At 65.4% G+C, this 20,956-nt stretch carries 14 protein-coding genes; 8 read left to right on the forward strand and 6 right to left on the reverse strand.

Translation table 11 applies throughout. The features are described 5' to 3' along the window. Positions 1 to 108: 108 nt before the first annotated feature. The 3 genes from ACP69Z_RS09400 to ACP69Z_RS09410 form a co-directional block, all read right to left on the reverse strand. Positions 109 to 1,173 carry an SDR family oxidoreductase gene (locus ACP69Z_RS09400; RefSeq protein WP_426267238.1) on the reverse strand — a complete coding sequence of 355 codons (1,065 nt, stop codon included), beginning with the start codon at positions 1,171 to 1,173 and terminating at the stop codon, positions 109 to 111. Between the two features lie 73 nt (positions 1,174 to 1,246). Beyond that, positions 1,247 to 1,783, reverse strand: a complete 537-nt coding sequence (locus tag ACP69Z_RS09405; RefSeq protein WP_426267239.1) for a hypothetical protein — start codon at positions 1,781 to 1,783, stop codon at positions 1,247 to 1,249. Between the two features lie 159 nt (positions 1,784 to 1,942). After that, positions 1,943 to 2,425, reverse strand: coding sequence for a peroxiredoxin (locus ACP69Z_RS09410; RefSeq protein ID WP_426267240.1), 483 nt, complete (start codon positions 2,423 to 2,425; stop codon positions 1,943 to 1,945). Positions 2,426 to 2,525: 100 nt separating this feature from the next. On the opposite strand from ACP69Z_RS09410, the gene ACP69Z_RS09415 reads away from it, so the two are divergent. The 3 genes from ACP69Z_RS09415 to ACP69Z_RS09425 all read left to right on the forward strand — a co-directional run bounded on the left by ACP69Z_RS09415 (position 2,526) and on the right by ACP69Z_RS09425 (position 8,061). Further along, complete coding sequence (locus tag ACP69Z_RS09415; protein WP_426267241.1) at positions 2,526 to 3,098, forward strand: YqgE/AlgH family protein; 573 nt, start codon at positions 2,526 to 2,528, stop codon at positions 3,096 to 3,098. A 116-nt stretch (positions 3,099 to 3,214) separates the two neighbouring features. After that, complete coding sequence (locus tag ACP69Z_RS09420; protein ID WP_426267242.1) at positions 3,215 to 6,340, forward strand: TonB-dependent receptor domain-containing protein; 3,126 nt, start codon at positions 3,215 to 3,217, stop codon at positions 6,338 to 6,340. 95 nt (positions 6,341 to 6,435) lie between these two features. Continuing rightward, entirely contained in the window at positions 6,436 to 8,061 is a 1,626-nt protein-coding gene (locus tag ACP69Z_RS09425) for a tetratricopeptide repeat-containing sulfotransferase family protein (RefSeq protein ID WP_426267243.1), read from the forward strand. 39 nt (positions 8,062 to 8,100) lie between these two features. On the opposite strand, the gene ahcY is transcribed toward ACP69Z_RS09425, so the two are convergent. Both ahcY and ACP69Z_RS09435 read right to left on the reverse strand, forming a co-directional pair. Next, positions 8,101 to 9,522, reverse strand: a complete 1,422-nt coding sequence (gene ahcY, locus ACP69Z_RS09430; RefSeq protein WP_426267244.1) for an adenosylhomocysteinase — start codon at positions 9,520 to 9,522, stop codon at positions 8,101 to 8,103. Positions 9,523 to 9,705: 183 nt separating this feature from the next. Continuing rightward, on the reverse strand, positions 9,706 to 13,044 hold the full coding sequence (locus ACP69Z_RS09435; protein ID WP_426267245.1) for a TonB-dependent receptor domain-containing protein: 3,339 nt from the start codon (positions 13,042 to 13,044) through the stop codon (positions 9,706 to 9,708). A gap of 232 nt (positions 13,045 to 13,276) precedes the next feature. Here ACP69Z_RS09435 and ACP69Z_RS09440 point away from each other — a divergent pair, with 232 nt between their 5' ends. The 5 genes from ACP69Z_RS09440 to addB are packed head-to-tail and all read left to right on the forward strand — an operon-like array spanning position 13,277 to position 20,749. After that, positions 13,277 to 15,640, forward strand: coding sequence for a PAS-domain containing protein (locus ACP69Z_RS09440; protein WP_426267246.1), 2,364 nt, complete (start codon positions 13,277 to 13,279; stop codon positions 15,638 to 15,640). 1 nt (position 15,641) lies between these two features. Further along, complete coding sequence (tsaE, locus tag ACP69Z_RS09445) at positions 15,642 to 16,091, forward strand: tRNA (adenosine(37)-N6)-threonylcarbamoyltransferase complex ATPase subunit type 1 TsaE (RefSeq protein ID WP_426267247.1); 450 nt, start codon at positions 15,642 to 15,644, stop codon at positions 16,089 to 16,091. Further along, a complete protein-coding gene (locus ACP69Z_RS09450) occupies positions 16,088 to 17,077 on the forward strand; it encodes an aminoglycoside phosphotransferase family protein (RefSeq protein WP_426268079.1) in 990 nt (329 codons plus the stop codon). Before tsaE ends, ACP69Z_RS09450 begins: the two co-directional genes overlap by 4 nt. Beyond that, on the forward strand, positions 17,074 to 17,835 hold the full coding sequence (locus tag ACP69Z_RS09455; protein WP_426267248.1) for a nucleotidyltransferase family protein: 762 nt from the start codon (positions 17,074 to 17,076) through the stop codon (positions 17,833 to 17,835). Before ACP69Z_RS09450 ends, ACP69Z_RS09455 begins: the two co-directional genes overlap by 4 nt. Then, entirely contained in the window at positions 17,822 to 20,749 is a 2,928-nt protein-coding gene (gene addB, locus ACP69Z_RS09460) for a double-strand break repair protein AddB (protein WP_426267249.1), read from the forward strand. The genes ACP69Z_RS09455 and addB overlap by 14 nt, the downstream gene beginning before the upstream one ends. 16 nt (positions 20,750 to 20,765) lie before the next feature. On the opposite strand, the gene ACP69Z_RS09465 is transcribed toward addB, so the two are convergent. Further along, complete coding sequence (locus ACP69Z_RS09465) at positions 20,766 to 20,912, reverse strand: hypothetical protein (protein WP_426267250.1); 147 nt, start codon at positions 20,910 to 20,912, stop codon at positions 20,766 to 20,768. Positions 20,913 to 20,956: the final 44 nt, after the last annotated feature.

A 20,956-nucleotide genomic window follows, 5' to 3' on the forward strand; every position in this document is an offset into this window, starting at 1 on the left:
AGCACCGCGGCCGGGCCCAGCCCGGCCAGGAGCCGCGAAAGGCCGGCCGACCGGCGCGAAGCGATCGGATCTACGTCACGGGACTTGTTCCCGTGACGGCCTCCTCATTCAGCTCATTCCGGCGGCCTTGATGCGCCGTTGCGCTTCGGCGGTGCCGATGTCGCGGTTCTCTTCCTTGGCCCACAGGAACAGCGCGCCCGCCGCGACCGAGCCGAGTACTGCGGCGGCGGCAAGCGGGTGCATCTGCGCTTCGAGCAAGAGCGACGTCTTGCGCTTGAACGGCTCCTGATTGCCTTCGACCCGGCCATCACGGCGCGGCTCGAACAGATTGTCGGCAGTGCCAGGCGCGGGCGGCACTTCAGTGGTCTGAGTGGCTTCACCGCCCACTAGCTCCATTCCCTTGTCGGCAAGGCGGGGCAGGGATGGGGCGAAGGTGGTGAGCGCCAGACCGCCGCCGCCGACGATCAGGCTGCGGCGCTGCTTGTGCGCGGCGAAGCAGATGGCCTTGGCGACCAGCTCCGGATCGTAGAGCGGCTGGGGCAGGCGCGCGGGCTTCTTGAGCTTGTTGCGGGCATGTTCGGGATACATGGTGTCGATTGCGGCGGGCTTGATCAGCGTCACGCTGACCGGCGCGCCTTCCTGCTCAAGCTCCATTCGGAGGGTGTCAGTGAACTGCATCACCGCCGCCTTCATTGCGCAATAGGGACCCTGCAGCGGGATCGCGCGGTTGGAGAGAACCGAGCCGATGTTGATCAACGCGCCTCCTTCGGCCTTCAGGTGCCTGGCCGCGACGAGGCTGGCTTCGACGAGCCCGAAGTAGCCGACGTCGAAGACACGGCGATGCTCGTCCGTGGTCACGTCCTCGACCCGGGCGTACATGGCGGCGGCGGCGTCGTTGACCCAGGTGTCGACCCGGCCGAACGTTTCCAGCGCATGGTCGAGCAGGCGCTTGGCCGAGCCTTCTTCGGCGATATCGAGATCGAGCGCGGTGGCCGTCCCGCCCTTGTTGCGGATTGCCACCACCGCTTCGTCGAGCGCTTCCATGTTGCGGGCGGCAAGGACGACCTTGGCGCCGGCCGCAGCTGCACGGCGGGCAGTGGCGAGACCGATCCCGCTTGATCCTCCCACGATCACCATCACCTGATCCGAGAGAGGCTTGAGCGACACGGCCATTGTTGGGTTCTCCACATGTGACAAGGGGTGCCGGCCAAAAGCCCGACACCCCTGATCAATCCTTCAGCGCCGGTTAGGCTCCGTAGGAGATGGCTCCGACCTTGGTGTCGGTCTTGGCGTTCTGATCGAGGCCCGTGTCACCAGTCTTTGCGCTGGTGCTCGTGTTGCCGGTTGAGGCGCTGCCCGTCTGAGCGCTGCTCGTCGACGCGCCGGTGCCGCCGCTGGCGGCGGCATTGGTGCTGGTGCCGGACGCGGCAAGGCTTGCTGCCTGCGCTGCCGATGGGCTCGCGCTGGCGTCGCCGGTTGTGCTGGTCCTGCCTGCGCCGGCAGTCTCAAGGCTGCGGTCGCTGCTCGTCGCGCCCTGCTTGAAGGCACCAGCGCCCTTTACATGATCGCCCAAGGTGTCCTGGCCCCAGTTCATCAGCGGCTTGTCGCCCTTGCCTCGGGTGAGGAAGAACGCCGCGGCACCGGCTGCCACGGTGGCGAGCGCGGCGGCGGTATAGGGCCGCTCTTTCACGGTGTTCACCACCACGTCACGGCGGCGTTCACGGTCGCCGTCATTCCTGCGGCGGGTCTGATGGGTGCGGTTGGTATCGTCGTTCTTGGCCATGCCCTGGTCCTTTCGTTACGCGAAGGTCTCAGGCGGCAAACGAGTGGGTGGGCGGCTTGTTTCGGGTAAATCAGCGCAGGAGCGCCGTTCCGTGCCGGAGGGAAGACCGAGACCATGGCAGGCGACGCTGCCTTGCCATGATCCCGGTCATGAGGTGCCTTAGAGTTGCTCGAGCAGTGTTTCGGCGCTCGAAGCGCGATATTCACCCGGGGCTTCGACGTTCAGCTGCTCGACCACGCCGTCGTTGACGATCATCGAGTAGCGCTGCGAACGGACCGAACCCATGCCGAAGTTGGAGCCGTCCATGGTGAGGCCAAGGGCCTGGGCCAGCTGGCCGTTGCCGTCGGCGATCATGGTGATGTCCTGGCTGCCCTGGTCCTTGTTCCAGGCGGCCATGACAAAGGCGTCGTTGACGCTGGTGCAGGCGATTTCGTCCACGCCCTTGGCGCGCAGGTCATCCGCCTTTTCGACATAGGACGGCAGGTGCTTGGCCGAGCAGGTTGGGGTGTAGGCACCCGGCACCGCGAACAGGGCGACCCGCTTGCCACCGAAGTAATCAGCGGTGGTAGTCGGCTTGGGGCCTTCGCTGGTGGCGATGGTGAGCGGCATGTCGGGGATGCGGTCGCCGGTCTGGATGGTCATGGGAGGGGAACTCCTTGGGTTGATCCGATGCCGCGCTCTATCCGGCGATCGTTACGCCAACAAGGCTTGTGCACCCGCGGGCACATGGCATGCTAAAGGGATGCCGGACCTTCCGTTTCTTTCCGGAAAGCTGTTGCTCGCCATGCCGGGCATGGCCGACCCGCGCTTCGAACGAAGCGTTACTGCCTTGTGCGTCCACGACGAAAACGGGGCCGTGGGCATCGGGATCAGCCACAAGCGCGCCGGAATCCGCCTGCGCGGACTGCTGAAGCAGCTCGATCTCGACCCAGGCAAGGCGCCGGACGAAGCGATCCATCACGGCGGCCCCGTGGAGCCGGGACGCGGCTTCGTGCTTCATTCGGACGATTGGGGCGGGGAGGACACGCTGCAGGTGGTCGGCCCAAACGGCAAGCTGTGGGCGATGACGGGAACCATTGACGTGCTTCGCGCCATCTCCGAAGGGCGGGGACCCAGCCGCTGGCTGGTGGCGCTCGGCTATGCAGGCTGGGGACCGGGGCAGCTTGAGGACGAGATGACCCGGCATGGCTGGTTCGCGTCAGAAGGAAGTTCCGACATCCTGTTCGGGACACCCACGGACGAACGCTGGGCGGCGGCCTTCAAGCAGGAAGGTATTGACCCTCGGCTTCTCGCAAGCGAGACGGGCGCCGCGTAAACTGTGTCGAAATTGTAACATATCGAAAAAGTTCCACGTAAATTCAAAAAGGTTGCATCCTCTTCCTAGTGGGAGATGTTTGCAGCCTTGTTCCGAGTTTGAGGAAATGCCTTCTCATGAATAAGTTTGAATTTCTGAATGCCACGGCGCTGCGCAGCGTCGCCGTCGCGACCCTCTTTGCCGCAAGCGCCACGCCGGCATTTGCTCAGGATGCAACGGACGTTGCCGTGCAGAATTCGGCGCCGGCCGCCGATGCCACGACCGAGCAGGAGCTTGAGTCGAACACGCAGGCCAGCGGCGACGAGATCGTCGTCACCGGGTCGCGTATTCGCCGTCCCAACCTCGAAAGCACCGTTCCGATCACCTCGATCAACGGTGAGGAGTTCTTCCAGACCGGCCGTACCTCGGTCGGCGACACGCTGAACGAACTGCCGGCTCTGCGCAGCACCTTCAGCCAATCCAACTCGACCCGCTTCCTCGGCACCGCCGGCCTCAGCCTGCTCGATCTGCGCGGCCTCGGTTCGCAGCGCACCCTCGTGCTGGTCAACGGCCGTCGTCACGTCGCAGGCGACATCCTCAACAATGCCGTTTCGCCCGACGTCAACACGATCCCGACCGACCTCATCGAGCGTGTCGACACCGTTACCGGCGGCAACTCGGCGATTTACGGTTCGGACGCCATCGCGGGTGTCGTGAACTTCATCCTCAAGGATGATTTCGACGGCCTGCAGGTCCGCGGCCAGGGCGGCGTGTCGATGTATGGCGACGCCGGCTCCTATTATGTCAGCGCGCTGGGCGGTAAGAACTTCGCTGACGGTCGCGGCAACGTCGCGATCAACCTCGAATATTCGCGCCAGAACGACTTCTACGCCTCGGGCCGTCCGAACCTTCGCAACGCGAACGGCTTCGTTACCGTCGATACCGATCCGGCGTCGGCGACCAACGGCAGCGACGGTGTTACCGACACGCAGTTCGTGAACGACATCCGCAGCGGTATCTACAGCAACGGCGGCACGTTCCTCTCCTACCTCGGCGGCGACAGCTACACCCCGTATCTGTTCACCCCGACGGGTCAGCTGATCCTGCAGACCGGCACCCCGATCGGCCTTGCCCCGCTGCCGAGCTACATCGGCGGCAACGGCAGCTCGTTCCGCGAAGGCAAGCAGCTAGCCCTGTCGCCGGCACTCGATCGCTACAGCGCCAACCTGGTCGCCAAGTTCGAGATCAGCCCGGCGCTGGTGCCGTTCATCGAGGCGAAGTATGTTCGCACCAACTCGATCGGCAGCCAGAGCGGCCCGTTCTTCTTCTCGGGCGGGACCACGGGCAGCGACCGTGAGTTCTTCTACACCACCAATCCGTTCCTGAGCGCTCAGGCGCGCGGCGTCATCAACGACTATTACGGCTATGCGCCGGACGAAGAAGGCACCTTTACCTTCATTCGTAACGTCGTTGAGCTCAGCAACCGTGACGAAAAGGCCAAGCGCGAAACCTATCGTGCGGTGGGCGGTATCCGTGGTCGCTTCAACGACGACTGGAATTACGAACTCAGCGCCAACTATGGTGAGTTCCGCGAAAAGACCCGCATCCTCGGCAACGTGAACCTGCAGCGCTTCCTGCTGGCGATCGACGCCGTTGACGCCGGCGTCGCTGCCGGTGGTGCCGCGAACGGCCAGATCGTCTGCCGTGCGCAGGTCGATCCGGCTGCGCGCATCGCCTTCGAGGCGGCGGGCAACCCGGCCTTTGCCCAGTCGCAGCTGGCTGCCGATGTCGCGGCCTGCGTGCCGATCAACCTGTTCGGCGAAGGCAACATCACGCCGAACGCGCGCAGCTACCTGCTTCAGGACTCGCTCGCGAGCGGCAAGATCACCCAGTTCGTCGCCAGCGGCTTCGTCAGCGGTGACTCGAGCCAGTTCTTTGAGCTTCCGGGCGGCCCGATCGGCTTCGCCATCGGTGCCGAATACCGCCGTGAAACCACCAACTACGTCCAGGATGAGGCGACCGCAGCCGGTCTGACGTTCTACAACGCCATTCCGCCGTTCAATCCGCCCTCGTTCGAGGTGAAGGAAGCGTACGCCGAAGTCCGTCTGCCGATCATCCGCGACTCGTTCATCCACGAACTGTCGCTCAGCGGCGCCGGTCGTATCGCAGACTACAAGGGTTCGACCGGCACGGTGTATTCGTACAACGCGGGCATCGATTTCGCCCCCGTTCGCGATCTTCGCCTTCGCGGCAACTACTCGCGCGCCGTGCGTGCGCCGAACCTGACCGAGCTGTTCACCGTTCCGGGCCAGAATTTCGCCACTGTCGGCGATCCCTGCTCGGCGCGTAACATCGGCACCGGCTCGGCCACCCGCGCCGCTAACTGCACCGCGGACGGCGTGCCCGCCGGCTACGACTTCGTGTATCGTCAGTCGCTGGGCTTCCTGTCGGGCGGTAACGAGAACCTGAAGGCGGAAATCTCCGACTCCTACACGGTCGGCGGCGTGTTCCAGCCGCGCTTCCTGCCCGGCTTCTCGCTGTCGGTGGATTATTACGACATCACCGTGAAGGACGTGATCAGCTCGCCGTCGGCGCAGGGCATCATCAATGCCTGCTACGACGCGGCCGATCTCAACAACCAGTTCTGTGACCTGTTCGCTCGTGCTGGTGCGACCGGTGGTCCGCGTGGGGAAATCCCGGGGCAGATCCTCGAGAATAACCTGACCGTGGTTCCGCTGAACTACGCCCAGCTCAAGGTGCGCGGCATCGATTTCGAAGCCGCCTACACCAAGCGCTTCGGTTTCGGCACCTTCAACACCCGGGCGATCTACACCCGCGTGCTGCAGAACGACTCGTTCCTCTCGCCCACCGATCCGGGCCGTGCCGACCAGGCGCTGTTCGAACTCGGCGATCCGCGCGATGCGTTCAACATCAACAGCTCGCTCAAGGTCGGCGCGGTGACCTTTGGTCACAAGCTCCGCTACATCGGCAAGATGACCCCGGGCGCGTACGAGAACAACTTCAGCAAGCAGGGTCGTCCGCCGCAGAACGCGGATGCCTTCCCGATCGTGTTCTACCCGGAGCGTTGGTACAACGACGTTCGCCTCGACTTCGAAGCGACCAAGAAGTTCAACTTCTACCTCGGTGTCGACAACGTCGCGAACGAGAAGCCGCCTTACGGCCTGACCGGTGCGGGTGGCGGCAGCGCCATCTACAACAACACCGGCCGCTTCTTCTATGCCGGTGCGATCGCCAAGTTCTGATCGCATTTCGTAACCAAGACTGGGGAGTCGAAGGCATCTGCTTTCGGCTCCCTTTTCTTTCACCTCTCTTGCATGTTCATTCGTCAGGCTCGCCAATGACCCCCGCCGATCTCAAATCCGCCGATGCCGAGCGCATCCTTGAGCAAGCGAGCCGGCGGCCCGAGTTCGTTCGGGCCGCGCAGGCGTTCATGGCCGGGCGCCTGACCGAAGCCGAGCATGGCGCGCGAGCAATCCGTGCCAGCCATCCCGACGATCCCGCCGCGATGCTGCTGCTGGCCGAGATCGCGACGGTCGCCGGGCTTCCGAACGAAGCAATTGCGCTCCTGACCGAAGCCTCGTCCCTGCTTCCAGGGCATCGCGAGACGCTCACCAAGCTGGCCGAGCTGCTGTTCCGGCAGAGCTCGTTCGAAGCCGCGCTCCAATTGCTCGATCGGCTGGTGGCCGAGAAGCCCGATGATCTTCGCGCCGCGACGATCCGCCTCAGCCTGCTGACCCAGATCGGTCGGTATGAGGATGCCGAGGCGAGCTTCCGCTCGCTGATCGCCAGCTATCCGGCGGACCCGAGGCTGCCGCTTGGCTATGCCCACTTGTTGCGGACACTTGGGCGCGCTGACGAGAGCGCTGCTCTCTACCGGGCAACCCTTGAACGCTCGCCGACGCTCGGCGAGGCGTGGTGGGGCCTGGCCGACCTCAAGTCCGGGGTGCTTGGGGCGGACGACATCACGACGCTCGAGACGCTGCTGGGTACGGGCGGGATCGACATCAACCAGGCGCTTCACATGAGCTTTGCGCTCGGCAAGGCCTATGAGGATGCCGGCAATTACGAAGCGTCCTTCCGGGCGTATGACCAGGCCAACCGTCTGACCCGCAAGACGCGGCCTTACGACGCGAGTACGACCGAGCAGTTCGTGGATCGCTCCATCGCCTTTTTCGACCGCGCTTACTTCAAGCGCACGCAAGGTTGGGGCGCGGACGCACGGGCGCCTATCTTCATGCTCGGCATGCCGCGTGCCGGATCGACCCTCCTGGAGCAGATGCTGGCCAGCCATCCGGACATCGAGGGCACCGCCGAGCTACCTTACATACCGCAGATCGCACATGAATTGCTGGCGGAGCGATGGACCGACGCTCCTGTTCCTTATCCGGAGATCCTCTCTCAGCTCGATCAGGAAGGCGCTGAGCGGCTGGGGCAGGAATATCTGAAGCGAGCGAGCGTGCACCGGCGGACTGAGCGGCCGTTCTTCATCGACAAGCTCAATGACAATTGGCCGCACATCGGCCTGATCCAGACCGTCCTGCCGAACGCGATCATCATCGACGCGCGGCGCGAGGCGATGGCCTGCTCGTTCGCCAACTTCAAACAGCATTTCGCGCGCGGGCGCGACTTCGCCTACGATCAGCGCGACATCGCGCGTTACTACCGCGACTATGTCCGGCTGGTTGCTCACTTCGATGAGGTGCTGCCGGGCCGCGTCGTGCGCGTCGAGCATGAGCGGCTGGTCGCCGATCCGGAAGGGGAACTGCGGCGGGTGCTGGACGCGATCGGGCTGCCGTTCGACCCGGCGTGCCTACGTTTTCACGAGAATGCCCGACCGGTGCGAACCGCCAGCGCGTCGCAAGTTCGGCAGCCGCTCAACAAGCGGAGCGGGGAGCTGTGGCGGCACTACCGCCCGTGGCTGGGGGAGATGGAGCAGGCGCTCGGCGACCTCGCTCCCGAGTAGGGAAGGGCGGGCCCGGCAACCGGACCCACCCTCCATGCATCAGTAGCGGTAATGCTCGGGCTTGAACGGGCCCTGCGGCTTAACGCCGATGTAAGCGGCCTGCTTGTCGTTGAGCTGGGTAAGCTTGACGCCCAGCTTCTCGAGGTGGAGCGCGGCCACCTTCTCGTCGAGGTGCTTGGGCAGGACGTAGACGTCGTTTCCGTACTTCTCGCTCTTGGTCCACAGCTCGATCTGTGCCAGCGTCTGGTTGGTGAAGCTCGCGCTCATCACAAAGCTCGGGTGACCCGTGGCATTGCCGAGATTGACCAGGCGGCCCTTCGACAGGACGATGATCTTCTTGCCGTCCGGGAATTCGACCTCGTCGACCTGCGGCTTGATCTCGGTCCACTTCATGTTGTTCAGCGCGCCGATCTGGATCTCGCTGTCGAAGTGGCCGATGTTGCAGACGATCGCCATGTTCTTCATCGCCCGCATGTGGTCGACGGTGATGATGTCCATGTTGCCGGTCGCGGTGACGAAGATGTCGGCGCGCGGAGCGGCTTCTTCCATCGTCACGACTTCATAGCCTTCCATCGCGGCCTGAAGGGCGCAGATCGGATCGACTTCGGTCACCAACACGCGCGCGCCGCCATTGCGGAGCGAAGCGGCCGAGCCCTTGCCGACGTCGCCGAAGCCGGCGACCACGGCGACCTTGCCGGCCAGCATGACGTCGGTGCCGCGGCGGATGGCGTCGACCAGCGACTCCTTGCAGCCGTAGAGGTTGTCGAACTTCGACTTGGTGACGCTGTCGTTGACGTTGATGGCCGGAAAGGGGAGCTTGCCCTGCTTTGCGAGCTCATACAGGCGGTGGACGCCGGTGGTGGTTTCTTCCGACACGCCCTTGATCGTCTGGACGGTCTTCGTGAGGTAGCCCGGACGCTCCTTGAGGAAGCGGTTGAGGGTGGCGACGAAGACTTCTTCTTCCTCGTTGGTCGGGGTGAAGAGGGTTTCGCCCGCTTCGACCCGCGCGCCCCACAGCGCGAACATTGTGGCGTCGCCGCCGTCGTCGAGGATCAGGTTGCAGGTCTCGTCCTGGCCCCAGTCGAAGATGCGGACGACATAGTCCCAATATTCTTCCAGCGTCTCACCCTTGACGGCGAACACCGGCACGCCCGTCGCGGCGATGGCGGCGGCGGCGTGGTCTTGGGTCGAGAAGATGTTGCAGCTCGCCCAGCGGACCTTGGCGCCGAGCGCGGTCAGGGTCTCGATCAGGACTGCCGTCTGGATGGTCATGTGGAGCGAGCCCGTGATCCGCGCTCCCGACAGCGGCTTGGACGCGCCGAACTCCGACCGAAGCGCCATCAGGCCCGGCATCTCGGTTTCGGCGATCTCGATCTCCTTGCGACCGAAGTCGGCGAGCGAGATGTCCTTGACCAGGAAATCACCGGTGTCCGCGGCGCGGGTAAGGGTTTCGGTCGACACGTTCATCATCTCCTTGGGGTGGCCGCATCCGCGAGGGTCGGAAGGCCGATCTGAGACGCCCCCTAGCCGAGAGTGTCGATTCTGGAAAGGCCGGGTCGGTCGGGCCGTCGGCGCACGATATTCTCACAAACAAAATGGCCGCCCCGGTTAGGGAGCGGCCACTCTGCTGGATTCACGACAGGCTTAGAAGCGAACTTCCACACCGGAATAGAAGTAACGTCCGATGTTCCCGAAGATGGCCGACCCTTCGCCGGTGCCAGTGGCGTTGAACGGCGGGAGGGTGTCGAGGATGTTGTCCACGCCGACGTAGAAGCGGAACTTGTTGTTGTCCGGCTCAAACGTGACGCGGGCATCGTGGTAGAAGGTCCGTGGGTAGAAGCGCACCGGATAGGCGTCGACGTTGGTCGGCTGACGGCCCTGGAACGCGAAGTTGTTCTCGTACGCGGTGATCAGCTGGCGATCGATGAACTTCAGGTCGTAGCCGATCGCGATCTTGCCGAAATCGATGTTGGCGCTGAAGTTGGCTTCCCATTCCGGATCACCGAGTACGCTGACCACGTTGGTAGCGCGGTTCGGTTCGCTGATGAAGGTGTAATACTCACGATTCATCAGGTAGCTGACGATAGCGCGCAGGTTGACGTCGGCGGTTCCGACCTTCCGACGGTAGGCCGCATCGAAGTCGATACCGCGGGTCTTCAGCTTCGAGAAGTTGAAGGGCTGGTTGAGGAAGCCCGGACCGGTCACCGGCAGCGCAACGTCAGCAAGACCAGCGAAGGTACGGCTAGACTGGCCGGCGAAGGTGAAGTCCGAGAACACGTTGCCGGTCGACGGACGACGGAAGACCGCCGCGCAGAACGGGTTGTTGATGGTGACCGGATCCTCGTAGCAGGCGTTCACGATCGCCTGGCCGCTGAGGCCCGAAATCGCCTTGGTGATCTCGATGTTGTAATAATCCACCGTCAGCGAGAAGCCCGGGACCCAGCGCGGCTGGAACACCGCACCCACCGTGAAGCTCTTGCCGATTTCCGGTTCGAGGTTCGGGTTGCCCTGATTGAAGCCCGAGATGTTCGCACCCGAGGTGTTGGTGAACGGACGAACCGTGCCGTCCGGAAGGGTGACGGTGGTCGGAATACCGGCCTCCGCACACCGCGCCGCGCGGTTCGGATTGTCGTTGATGACCGTCTGGTTGCAGGGGTCGGTGATCGTGTTGAAGGTCTGCGCCGGCGTCTGGTACAGATCGCCGAGATCCGGTGCACGGACTGAGCGAGCATAGCCGACACGCAGGCGAAGATCACGGACCGGAGCCCAGATGCCGCCGATGTTGTAGGCGTACACCACGTCGTCCCGCGTGTTATAATCCGACGCACGGCCAGCGGCCTCGAGCGTCAGCTCGTGGAACAGGGTGCGGTTGGCGAGAAGCGGAAGGCGGAGTTCGGCAAACGCCTCGTACACGTTCAGCGGCGGCGGGTTGAATGGCGCTGCGGCGTTGAGGAAGGTCGCACCCGACTGGGTGAAGTCATCCGAGTCCGAACGCGCCGTCTCGCGGCGATATTCGAAACCAAGCGCGCCGCCGATCGGGCCGCCCGGCAGTTCGAACAGGCCTTCGCTGGTGCCCGACACGTAGCCGGTGAAGTTGAGCTGCTCGGCCCGTGCCTTGAAGTTCGACGTGTAGAGCACGTAGTTCGCCGCACGCGGGTCGATGTTGCCCTGCCCGAAGAGGTTCAGCGGGAAGCAGTTCGGATCGTCGTTGGTGGTCGACGTATCGGCGTTGACGGCGCAGACGACGCGCTGGTTCTGGCTGTTCAGGACGAAGTTGGTGCCGGTGAAGGACGCCGGGGCCACCACCGCGTTGCTGGCGCGGTTGAAGTTGGCGATGACGACGTTGCCGCCGCTGTCACGCTTAATGTCGGTGCGGCCGTAGCTACCCGCGACTTCGTAGTTGATCGAACCCGACGCGGTGATGTCGCCGCGGAAGCCGGCCACCGCGCGATAGGTTTCGCGGGTGTTGATTTCCGAACGCGTGCCGAGATCGTAGTTGAAGCGGAAACCGGTGAACGACGTCGCACCCGGCGCCGAGATGTTGACCAGCGTCTGGCGCGCCTGCGGGGTCAGGAAGCCGTTGTTGAACGAGAACACCGGGCTCAGCGTCGCGTTGACGAAGGTCGCCTGGTTCGACGCCTGGTCGGCGACGATCCTGACATACTTGCCTTCGAAGAAGGGCTTGAACCCCTGCGAGATGTCGCCGTTGATGAGAATGTTACCCGAAATGCGCTCGCTTTCAGGGATGAGCTGACCACCCTCGAGACCTGCCGAGGTCAGGCCGCCGAAGCGCGAGCCGCCCACGGCGCGGAAGTCCGCAGTGATTGGGTCGACGACCAGCGAGCCATCGTCGAGGAACAGGAAGTTGCGCGACAGCAGACCGCCCGTCGGGCTGGTCTGACCGGTGCAGACCAGCGAGCGACGCAGTTCGACGGCAGCGAAGTTCGGGTTGGTCGGAGCAACCGCCGCCGGGCAGGTCACCTGGACGGTGGTGCCGCCCGACAGGTTGCCGAAGGGGGCGCCGACATCGAAGTACTGGCGATCCGGGATACCGTCCGAGCCGCGGATGACCGCCGGATCGCAGAACGGGATCGAGCCGGGGATCGGAACGCCCTGGGCGTTCGTGTTGCACTGGATGTCGGTGTCGGTGACGTAGAAGCCAGCCGGACCCTGTCCGGGCGCAGCGCCGGTCTGGCTGATGCGCTGCCTGTTCAACACTGCTTCCTGGCGGGTGAATTCAAACGAACCGGCGACGTTCACGCGGTTGTCGAAGAAGTTCTTACCGGCGGTCACGGTGGTGACATACGAACCGCGGTCACCACGGCTCGAGATGCCGGCCTGAGCCCGCGCCTGAAGGCCTTCGAAGTCGCGCTTCAGGATGAAGTTCACCACACCCGCGACGGCGTCCGAACCGTAGATGGCCGAGTTGCCGCCGGTGATGACGTCGACGCGCTCGAGCAGCGCCTGCGGGATGGTGTTGGTGTCGACCGCGCTGCCACCGGGCGTCGAAGTGACGTGACGACGGCCGTTGACCAGCACCAGGGTGCGGGAAGTGCCGAGGCCGCGAAGGTCGAGGAGGTTCAGACCCGACGTGCCGATGAAGCGGGTCGAGTTCGCCTGGCTGTAGGTCGAGCGAAGCGCCGGCAGATCGTTGAGCGCGTCACCCAGCGACACGTTGCCGCTGTCGAGCAGGTCCTGCACGCCGACCGAGGTGATCGGCACCGCCGAGGTCAGGTTCGGCGCACGGATGCGCGTGCCCGTGACAACGACCTGGTTGCTGTCGGCCGTGTCGTTCTGACCGGATTCGAGCTCAACTTCGCTTTGAGGATTGAGGGTCGCCGGATCCGACGATTCGGTCGGTGTTTCAGTCTGCGCCGGAGGAGCAGTCTGCGCCTGAGCAGCAGTGAAGCTGCCCATCGTAAAGGCAAACCCGACTGCCAACGTGCGGAGCGCGGTGGCGCTCAGCAGCATCTTGTTGTTCATGTAAGACAATCCTCTGCGTGGAAGAAAATTCAGCGGCCTTTGTGCCGTGTCGTTCGTCGAACGCAATCATCCGTTCATCTAGGATTAAAACTTTTGGAACCTGTCGCAAGATTGTCACAGAAGCCGCGCGGCCGCTGGCACCTGTGACACAGCAGGCGCAGCGGCGGGCGTTAACTCCTCGAAATCCGCACGGTCGCTTCTGTTTCGCGACGACGCTGATATGAACCCTGGCATGGGCGGGCAGGGGAACATCATCGATCAGGACGTGCTGGTGTTCGCTCTTGCGGGATTGTGCCTGCTGATCGGCATTGCCCTCAGCATCGCGGCGATGCGGCAAATGGCCGCGGCACGCGCTACGATGCGATCGGCCCGGTTTGTTCGTGAGCTTCTCGAAGCCGGCCCATCACGGGCGATCCTGGTTCATGCCGACGGCAGCGCCGAACTCGACGAAGCACTTGCCCGCGACATCGGGGTGGCGCCGCAATTGCCATCGCTGCAGGCTCTTGCCGACGTGCCGGGCGGGATCGAGGTGGATGATGCCGACCGTCTTGCGGCCCTCATCCGACCCGCCGTGCTGACGGGCGAGCGGATCGACCTTGCGGTGCGGCTCAAGGGCTCGGCGCGACTGGTCGATGTGCGTGGTGGTGCGGCGCCGCAAAGCTTTGGTACTGGCGCGGCGCTGTTGTGGGTCTCGGACAGCAGCCACGCCGCGGCCGAGCGGGGCGAGATCGCCGCGCGCTTGTCGGGTACGGAGCAGGCGCTCGGCGCGCTCACGCAACTGATCGAGGCCGCGCCTTTTCCGATGTGGGTGCGCGACGGCGAGTCGCGGCTGGCCCTCGTCAATCACGCCTTTGTGACGGCGGTCGAGGCTGCTGACGCAAACGAAGTGGTGGAGCGCGGCATCGAGCTAGTTGAGGGAAGCGGCGAGGCGGGGGCACGAGCGGGTGCCGAATCGGCGCTCAAGGAAGGGCGACCGATCGAACGGGTTCGGCCTGCGACGATCGGCGGCGAGCGGCGTATGCTCCGCCTGGTCGACGTGCCGCTTCCCGGGGGAACGGTCGCCGGCTACGCCTTTGACATTCAGGAATTGGAAGACGCGCGTTCCGAGCTCGAACGCCATGCGCTGAGCCAGCGCGAGCTGTCGGACCGGATGACCGCCGGCGCGATCCAGTTCGATCCCGATCGCACTTTGTCCTTTTATAACCGGCCATTTGCCGTTCTGTCCGAGATCGAGCACGAGTGGCTCGACGAACGTCCCGAGTTCGACCGCCTGCTCGAACGGATGCGCGAGAACCACCGCTTGCCCGAAGTACGCGACTTTCCGGAATGGAAGGCCGAGCGCCGCGGCTGGTTCACCTCGGCCGAGGAAGTGCATGAGGAGGAGTGGATCCTCACCAATGGCGATCACTTGCGTGTGGTCGGCCAGCCGCTTCCCGATGGCGGCCTGCGCATCATTTTCGAGGATCGCACGGAGCAGGTCCGCCTGGCGAGTGCGCGCGACACCCTGCTGCGCGTCCGCACCGCCACCTTCGACAATCTGTTCGAAGGCGTGGCGGTGTTCGCGTCGGACGGGCGCCTGACCTTGTGGAACCGGCGCTTCGGAGATTTCTGGAGCCTCGACGAAAGTTGGCTGGCCCAACATCCGCGGGTGGACGAACTGGTGCCCGCCTTTGCCGGCCGGCTGGTCAATCCCACCGCCGCAGCGACCCTGCGCGAACTGATTCGCGCTGCGACCGGTGAACGGCGCGCCGAGCAAGGACGCCTCAGCCTTGCCGACGGACGTCACTTTGCTTTTGCCGCAGTGCCGCTGCCCGACGGCAATGCGCTTTTCACCATGATCGACGTGACCGATTCGAGCCGGATCGAAGCGGCGTTGCGCGAGCGCGCCACGGCGCTGGAGCAAGCCGACCGCGTGCGCACCGACTTCGTCGCCAACATGAGCTACGAATTGCGCACGCCGCTGACGTCGATCGGCGGCTTCGCGGAAATGTTGCGCGAAGGTTATGCGGGCGCGCTGTCCGGGCCGGCCAAGGATTATGTCGCCGCCATCCTCGAAAGCGTGTCGCGCCTGTCGCGGCTGATCGACGACGTGCTCGACCTTACGCAGGGCGCAAAGGGCGAAGTGGCGTTGGAGCGGGAGCGGGTCGACCTCGCGGGCCTGATCCGCACGGTCACGGTGCAGATGGAGCCGGCGGCCAAGGCCAAGGGGCTGCGCTTCAAGGTGGTGATCGGGGAGGGTACCGGAAGCATCTCGGGCGACCATCGCCGCCTGCGGGAAAGCCTTGAGCATGTGCTGCGCAACGCTGTCGCCTATACCGACAAGGGCGAGGTACGGCTGGTCACCCGGGGTGATGCCGACAAGGTCGAGATCCTGATCGCCGATACCGGCCGCGGGCTGGCCGAGGAGCATCAGGGCCGCGTCTTCGAGCGCTTCACCCGCTTCAGCGAACGGCGGGGTGAGGCGGCGCTTGGCCTCGGCCTTCCGCTGACGCGCCAGTTCATCGAGGCACATGGCGGCACCGTTCAGCTGAGCAGTGTCGTCGGCAAGGGAACGAGCATCCTCATCACCTTGCCACGTAGCAGCGGTCAGCGCTGATATGTGGGTGCTGGACGAGCCTGCGATGGCGAAGGCCGGCGCTGCGCTGGCGGATGTGCTGCGGGCAGGCGACGTCGTGGCGCTGAGTGGGCCGCTCGGGGCCGGCAAGACGACCCTGGTGCGCGGCGTGCTGGCCGCGTTGGGGCACGTTGGCGAGGTGCCGTCGCCGACGTTTGCCATCGTCCAGCCGTACGACTCCACCAGCCTGCCGGTCAGCCATGCCGATCTTTATCGGTTGGAGGATCCGTCGGAGATCGAGGAACTTGGGCTGGATGATCAGCTGTTCGATGGGGCCCTGCTGGTCGAATGGCCGGAACGCGCGGGTGAGGCCGCCTGGCCACAGGCACTTCGGCTCAGCTTGCAACCGCGTCCCGATGGCCGACGCGCCTTGACTTGGGTGGTGCCGGGGGCATGGGAGGGGCGATGGCCACCGCCGCAAAGCCCCACATGATTCCGCCCGCGTCTTGCGACCGCTTTCTGGCCGAGGCCGGATGGGAGGGTGCACGGGTCGAGCCGCTGGCCGGCGACGCCAGTTTCCGCCGCTATTTCCGGGTCCACCACCCAGCTCACGGCGCAGCGGTGCTGATGGACGCGCCGCCACCGCACGAAGACCCGCGGCCGTTTATCGCGGTCGCCGAATGGCTGGTCGGCCGTGGCTTCAGCGCGCCCGACATTCTTGCCCGCGACCTCGACGAAGGTCTGCTGCTGCTGGCCGACTTCGGCGACGTACGGCTGCGCGAAACGCTCGATGAAACGCCGGACCGGGAAGACGCCCTTTACGGCCTGGCCACCGACCTCCTGGCCGAGCTTCATCGAAGTCCGCCGATGCCGGGTCTTCCAGCGCATGGGCTGGCCGAGTGGCTGACCGAACTCGAACTCTTTCTGGACTGGTATGCGCCGGCGATTGGGATCGAAGTCGATCGCGCCTCTTATGCGCAGGCGTGGGGAGAGGTGTTGGCACCGGTCGCCGCCGATGGGCTTGGACCGGTAACGGTGCTGCGCGACTTTCACGCCGAGAACATCATGCTGGTCAGCGGACGCGAAGGCCATGCCCATCTCGGCTTGCTCGACTTCCAGGACGCGCTGGCCGGGCACCCGGCCTACGATCTTGCCTCGATCCTCGAAGATGCGCGTCGTGACGTGAGCCCGGCGATCGAGGAGGTGATGCTCGACCGCTATATCGCCGCCCGGGATGAAGGCGAAGCCTTTCGGCGCGCGTATTGGGCGCTTGCGGCACAGCGCAACACCCGCATCCTTGGCGTCTTCTGCCGCTTGTGGAAGCGCGACGGAAAGCCCGGCTACCGGCGCTTCCAGCCGCGCATGTGGGGCTTGCTCGAGCGCGACCTTGCCGCGCCGCATCTTGCGCCGGTCAAGCGCTGGTTTGACGAGAATGTGCCCGCCTCAGCCCGTGCCGACGCCTGGAAGGATGCGGAATGAGCATCACGCATCGCGCCCTGCGTATCCGGCCGGACATCAGCGCCGAGGTGCCGCGCTGCGCGATGGTGATGGCGGCTGGGCTCGGTAAGCGCATGCGGCCGCTGACAGCGACGCGGCCCAAGCCGTTGGTCGAAGTGGCCGGCAAGCCCTTGCTCGACCACGTTCTCGACCGGTTGCGCGCTGCCGGGGTCGAGAAGGTGGTGGTGAATGTCCATTATCTTGCCGACAATCTCGAGGCGCACCTTCATTCGCGCTGCAAGGATTTGGAGGTCGCGATTAGCGACGAGCGCGATCTTCTGCTGGAGACCGGCGGCGGCATGGTGCGCGCACGGCCGCTGATCGATTGCGATCCGTTCTTGGCCGTCAACAGCGACAATTTCTGGGTCGATGGACCGACCGATACGCTCAAGCTGCTCGCTAGCCACTGGGACAGCGACAAGATGGACGCGCTGCTCCTGCTCGTGCCCCAAGCGCGCGCCGGCAATCATGGCGGCAGCGGCGACTTCCACATGGATTCGGTCGGACGCCTGCGCCGGCGCGCGGCGGGACGCATCGCCCCGTTCGTCTACACCGGCATCCAGATGGTTGCGAAACGGCTGCTCGACGGCGCACCCGAAGGGCCGTTCTCGACCAACATCCTGTGGGACCGGGCGATCGAAGAAGGGCGCTGTTTCGGCGTCGTCCATCAGGGCCTGTGGTTCGACGTCGGCACCCCGGCCGCCATTCCCGCGACCGAGGAAGCGCTTGCCCGAGGCTGAGCGGCGCTCGGGCCCGAGCCTGTGGTCGATCCCGGCCGAAGCAAGCTTCGCCGACGCCCTCGCGCTGGAACTGATCCGCCGTCACCAGGGCGATCCGCTGGCGCTTGCGCGGGGACGCATCCTGCTTCCCAACGCCCGCGCGGTACGTACCGTGACCGAGGCGTTCGTGCGGGCGAGCGGGACCGGGCTGCTGCTGCCGCGCTTGATCCCCATCGGCGATCCTTCGCTGGACGAGCGCATCGGCGGCGCGTTCGAGGCGCTGGAAGGCGAGGCGATCGCGCCCGCTGTCGATCCGCTTACCCGTCAGGCAGAGTTGGCCGGGCTGCTGCAACAGGTCCGCGGGCTTGGGACAGCCGAAGCGTGGAGGCTGGCGGGCGACCTTGCCGCGACGCTGGATCAGCTCTTGATCGAGGGGATCACACCGGCCGCCTTGCTGGGCAAGTTGAACGAGCAGGCGGAGCTTGCGCTTCATCAGGAGCGCGCGCTCGAGACCTTGTCGGTCCTTCTGAAGCGTTGGCCGGAACGGCAGGCGGCAATGGGGCGGATCGATCTGGTCGAGCGGCGCAATCTTCTGCTTCGAGGCACTGCCCGGCGCTGGCAAGCCGCTCCCCCCGCCGGCTTCACGGTGGCTGCGGGTATCACCACGTCGGCTCCCGCGGTTGCCGAACTACTGCGCGTCATTGCCCACATGCCCGAGGGCAGCGTCGTTCTTCCCGGGCTGGCGGACGAAGGGTTGCTCAGCGAAGAACAATGGAAGGCGCTTGGCGGTGAGGGCGAGGACGACGGACGTCCCGAGCTGACCCATCCGCAATATCATCTGAAGCTGCTGCTCCACAGGATGCGGGTGGATCGCGCGTCGGTTCGGCCGTGGCCCTCGGACAGCGCCGCGCCGGATGGCTCCCAGCGGAGCCGAGCCGCGGGTCACGCGCTGACCTCCGCCTCTTTCAGCCAGGGATGGAGCCGCCTTCCCGCCGAGGAACGATCGCTGGGCAGCGTGCGGCTCGCCGTGCTTCCCGATCCGGCGAGCGAAGCGCAAGCGATTGCCCTGACGCTCCGCCAGGCCTTGGAAACGGAAGGGCGCACCGCAGCCCTGGTGACGCCAGACCGGCAGCTTGCCCGCCGCGTCGGTGCGCATCTCCGCCGCTGGGGGATCGAGGCCGACGACAGCGCGGGCACGCCTTTGTCGCTGCTGCCGCCTGGAAGCTTGCTGCTGGCCCTTGCCGCCGCCGCCGCCGATCGCCTGGCGCCCGTGCCGCTTCTGGCGCTGCTCGGCCATCCGCTGGTGCAGGCGGGGGAGGGGCGGCGGGCGTGGATGGATGACGTGCGGGCGCTGGACCTTGCGCTCCGCGGCCCGCGGCCGTTGCCGGGCGTGGACGGGCTGCAGCGGCTGGTCGATCAACGGGTTGCGGATGAAGCGCGGGGATACCGCCATCTTCCGGATCGGTGGGAGCGGCTGAAGCCCTTTATCGCCGAGGTTGACCCTCTGCTCGGTTCCGGAACCAGCCTCGCGGGCCTCGCTGGCGCCCTGCGGGAAGCGGTGCATAGCCTTGTCGGCGACACGGCGTGGAGCGGTTCGGCCGGGCGGGCGGCAGCAGACTTGCTGGCCGCGCTGGAGGACTCGCCGGCGTGCCGCACGCTTACCATCACCGCCGAAGACGCCGTGCCGCTGCTCCGCTCGCTGCTCGACGGGATCGCGATCCGCCCGCCTTACGGCCAGCATCCGCGAATCCGCATCCTTGGCCTGATCGAAGCGCGGTTGGTAAAGACCGATCTCATGATCCTCGCCGGCCTCAATGAAGGCACCTGGCCCGCGCCGCCGAGCCCCGATCCGTGGCTGCCGGTCAGCGTTCGCCGACAGCTGGGACTGCCCGGCACAGAGCTCCGGATCGGCCTTTCCGCCCATGATTTTGCGGGGCTGCTGTGCGCCGAAGAGGTGCTGCTGACCCGCGCCCGGCGTGACAGCCGTTCGCCGACGGTAAGCTCTCGCCTGTTGCTCCGGCTGGAAGCATTGACCGGTGGCTTGCCGCGCGACGAGGCGCTTGAAGCGCTGGCGATGGCGCTCGATGAGCCCGAGCGCGAGCAGCCGGCGCTTCGCCCGGCGCCGTCGCCCCCAGCAAGCGAGCGGCCCCGGCGCATCCGTGTCACCGATCTCGACCGGCTCAAGGCCGATCCTTTCTCCTTTTACGCCAAGGCGATGCTGGGCCTCCGCCCGCTCGACGATCTTGGCGCCGAGCAGGATGCGGCGTGGCGCGGGACCATCGTCCATGCCTTGTTCGAACAATGGTTCAACGAGGACCAATGCGCTGCGTCGCGGTTGCTGCCACGGGCTCGCCAACTAATGGCGGGCGACGACATCCACCCGCTCATGCGCGCCTTGTGGGGTCCACGATTGCTTGAGGCGATTGCCGTGCTCGCCGAGGTCGAAGAAGCCAATCAGGCGCAGGGACGACGGCCATTCGCCGCTGAAGCACAGGGCGAGGCGGACATTGCCGGGGTGCGCCTGATTGGCCGGGCCGACCGGATCGACCGGCTTGCCAGCGGAGAGCTGGCAATCCTGGACTTCAAGACGGGCAAGCCGCCCGCCAAGAAGCAGGTCGAGGCCGGCTTTGCTTTGCAGCTTGGACTACTCGGGATGATCGCCGAGGCCGGTGGATTCGAACAGGTGACCGAAGCGCCGACGACGCTCGAATATTGGTCGCTAGCCAAGCACGACCGCAGGGATCAGCGCGGTTTTGTCGAGGAGATCGGGCCGGCCGAGCATATCCTGGCCGAAGCGTGCCACCATTTTATGGAAGCGGCCGCGCGCTGGCTCACCGGCAACGACCCGTTCACCGCCAAGCTCCAGCCGCGCTTTGCGCGCTACGGCGATTATGACCAGCTGATGCGGCTGGAGGAATGGCTGGGGCGGAGCTGAGCCCCGCCGTCATGCCTTACTTCTTCTTGGCTTTGCCCGAGCGGGCATAAAGCAGCGCGGCGACCAGGGCGGCGGAGCCGACGCCCACCGCGACACCCGCCTTGAAGTTGCGGTTGTCGCCATCCTTGGCGTCGCTGCCCGTCTTCTTGCCTTGATCCGCCACGTGTCGCTCCTCCTGGGGGTGTTTTGCGCGCCTCATAAACGCAT

Origin of the sequence: Sphingomonas sp. LHG3443-2, assembly GCF_049896405.1 — a bacterium.
Classification (GTDB): domain Bacteria; phylum Pseudomonadota; class Alphaproteobacteria; order Sphingomonadales; family Sphingomonadaceae; genus Sphingomicrobium.